Origin of the sequence: Kitasatospora putterlickiae, assembly GCF_039527695.1 — a bacterium.
In the GTDB taxonomy this organism is placed as follows: domain Bacteria; phylum Actinomycetota; class Actinomycetes; order Streptomycetales; family Streptomycetaceae; genus Kitasatospora; species Kitasatospora putterlickiae.
This window is the reverse complement of the sequence record NZ_BAAAKJ010000160.1, coordinates 1-3,008: the sequence shown is the minus strand read 5'-3', so window position 1 is coordinate 3,008 and position 3,008 is coordinate 1. Positions and strand designations below refer to the sequence as shown.

The 3,008-nt window shown below is 74.6% G+C and carries 3 protein-coding genes; all 3 read left to right on the top strand.

From position 1 onward, the window contains the following. The first annotated feature begins 222 nt into the window (after window positions 1-222). Window positions 223-2,091 carry an amidohydrolase gene (locus tag ABD308_RS16575; protein WP_344334982.1) on the top strand — a complete coding sequence of 623 codons (1,869 nt, stop codon included), beginning with the start codon at window positions 223-225 and terminating at the stop codon, window positions 2,089-2,091. 88 nt (window positions 2,092-2,179) lie between these two features. Continuing rightward, window positions 2,180-2,704: a DoxX family protein gene (locus ABD308_RS16570; RefSeq protein WP_344334925.1), complete on the top strand. Its 525-nt coding sequence runs from the start codon at window positions 2,180-2,182 to the stop codon at window positions 2,702-2,704. Further along, the coding region (locus ABD308_RS16565; RefSeq protein ID WP_344334918.1) for a DUF1275 family protein at window positions 2,685-3,008 on the top strand (324 nt) is incomplete at its 3' end. The genes ABD308_RS16570 and ABD308_RS16565, both read left to right, overlap by 20 nt.

Below are 3,008 nucleotides of genomic sequence, written 5' to 3'. Positions count from 1 at the left end.
CCGCGCCCTTCGCCGTGTCCGGGCACCGTCGGCGGAGGTGCGCTGGCGGGACGGTGACGGTGCGCTGTGGGCCAATTCGGCGGGCCGCTCCCGACCTACCGTCGGGGAGTCGGTGGGAGGAACGGGCCCGGACCCCGGGCCCGTTCGACCGCCGGACCCCACGCCGCCGCCCGCTCCGGGCGGCGCTCGCACCCCAGCACAGGAGGCTTCGAGGTGTCTGTCATGCCGGTCGGCGGGATCGTCCCCCGCACGGCGGAGGAGGCGGCCGGGAACGCCGCCGACGTCGTCGTCCGCAACGCCAGGATCCACACCGGGGACCCCCGCCGTCCGCAGGCCGGCGCCCTCGCCGTCCGGGACGGCGTGATCACCGCCATCGGGGACGACGCCGACGTCGCCCCGTTCGTCGGACCGTCCACCACCGTGGTGGACGCACTCGGCCGGCGCGTCGTGCCCGGCCTCAACGACGCGCACCTGCACGTCATCCGGGGCGGCCTGAGCTACGTCCTGGAGCTGCGCTGGGACGGCGTGCGCTCGCTGCGCCAGGCGCTGGCGATGCTGCGCGAGCAGGCCGCCCGCACGCCCAAGGGCCAGTGGGTGCGGGTGGTGGGCGGCTGGTCGGCCGAGCAGTTCGCCGAACGCCGGCTGCCGACGCCCGCCGAGCTGAACGAGGCCGCGCCGGACACCCCGGTGTTCGTCCTGCACCTCTACCAGTCGGCGATCCTCAACCGCGCCGCGCTGAAGGCCGTCGGCTACGACGCGACCACCCCCGACCCCAGGGGCGGCCAGATCGTCCGGGGCCGCAACGGCGAGCCCAACGGCATGCTGCTGGCCGCCCCCAGCGCCCTGGTCCTCTACTCCACCCTGGCCAAGGCCCCCGCCCTGCCGCCCGAGGACCGCAAGTCCTCCACCCGGCACTTCCTGCGCGAGCTGAACCGCTTCGGCCTCACCTCCGCGATCGACGCCGCCGGCGGGTTCCAGAACTTCCCGGAGAACTACGCGACGGTGACCGAGCTCGCCCGGGAGGGCCTGCTCTCGCTGCGCATCGCCTACCACCTGTTCCCGCAGACCGCCGGACAGGAGCTGGACGACCTCAAGCGCTGGATCGAGATGGTCCGCCCCGAGGACGGCGACGAGTGGCTCCGGCTCAACGGCGCCGGCGAGAACCTCACCTGGGCCGCCGCCGACTTCGAGAACTTCGCCGAGCCGCGCCCCGAACTGGGCTCCTACGAGGGCGAGTTCGAGAAGGCCGTCCGGCTGCTCATGGAGAACGGCTGGGGCTTCCGGCTGCACGCCACCTACGACGAGACGATCCGGCGCGACCTCGCGGTGTTCGAGAAGCTCGCCGCCGAGGGCCTCTTCCCGCAGGGCAACCGCTGGCTGTTCGACCACGCGGAGACCGTCTCCCGGGAGAGCCTGGACCGGATCGCCCGGCTCGGCGGCGCGCTCTCCGTGCAGAACCGCCTCTCCTTCCAGGGCGAGACGTTCACCCGCCGCTACGGCGCCGGCGCCGCCGCCGAGGCCCCGCCGATCCGCGCGATGCTGGACCGCGGCCTGAACGTCGCCGCCGGCACCGACGCCACCCGGGTCTCCTCCTACAACCCGTGGGTCGCCCTGCACTGGCTGGTCTCCGGCCGCACGGTCGGCGGCCTGGCGATGCGTCCGCCGCAGAACCGGGTGGACCGGGCCACCGCGCTCGCGATGTACACCACGGCGGGCGCCGCGCTCACCGGCGAGCAGGACGTCAAGGGCGTGCTGCGGCCCGGCTGCTACGGCGACCTCGCGGTGCTGTCGGACGACTTCTTCACCGTGCCCGAGCAGGAGATCCCGCACATCGAGTCGGTGCTGACCGTCGTCGGCGGCCGGATCGTGCACGCCGCCGCCGAGTACGAGGGCCTGGACGAGGAGCTGCCGCCGATCAGCCCCGCGTGGAGCCCGGTCGCGCGCTTCGGCGGCTACCAGTCCACCGGCGCCCGCCAGGCGGAGCTGCTCGGCGAGGTCGTCGCCGAGTCCGAGCTGCAGCGCGGCTGGCGCGTCTCGCGCGGGCAGCACGTCGAACGGGAACTGCCGTTCGACCCCTGCTTCGTCCTCTGACGCCCCGGCACCGCCGGCACCACGCGCATCCGCGCACCCAGAACCGACCCAGCACCCAGCACAGACCCAGGGACAGGAACAGGACACGATGGACACCGGACTGCTGATCATCCGCGTGGTGGTGGGCCTGCTCATCGCCGGACACGGCGTGCAGAAGGTGAGCTTCCGCCTCGGCGGCAACGGCCTCGCGGGCGGCACCGAGGAGTTCCGGCACGACGGCTTCCGGGGCGGGCCGCTCACCGCGCTCGCCGCCGGCGCCGGGCAGATCGGGTCGGGCCTGTTCCTGGCCCTGGGCGCGCTCACCCCGCTGGCGGCCATGGTCGCCATGGGGGTGATGACGGTGGCGATCACCGTCAAGGTGCCGCACGGGCTCTGGGTGCAGAACGACGGCTACGAGTACCCGCTGGTGCTGGTGGTGGTCACGGGCTCGCTCGCGCTCACCGGCGCGGGCCGCTACTCCGTCGACCACGCCGTCGGCCTGACCTCCTGGCCGCTGTGGCTGGTGCTCGCCGCCGCCGCGTTCGGGCCGGTCAGCGGTCTGCTCACGCGGGCCGTCCTGCACCGTGCGGACCCGACGGCGGGAGCGGTGGCCGGTGCGCGCGCTGCTGACTGACGCCCTGCGGACGCTCGCCCCGCCGCGCACCGACCGGCACGGACCGCTGCCGCCGCTGATGCTGCTACTGACGGTCACCACCGGCGTGGTCGACGCGGTGAGCTACCTCGCCCTCGGGCACGTGTTCGTGGCGAACATGACCGGCAACGTGGTCTTCCTGGGGTTCGCCCTCGCGGGCGCCCCGGGCCTGTCCGCCGCCGCCTCGCTGGTCTCGCTGGCGGCCTTCCTGGCCGGCTCGCTCGCCGCCGGACGGCTGGCCGGCTGGCTGGCGGCCCACCGGGGGCGCCTGCTGACGGCGGCCGCC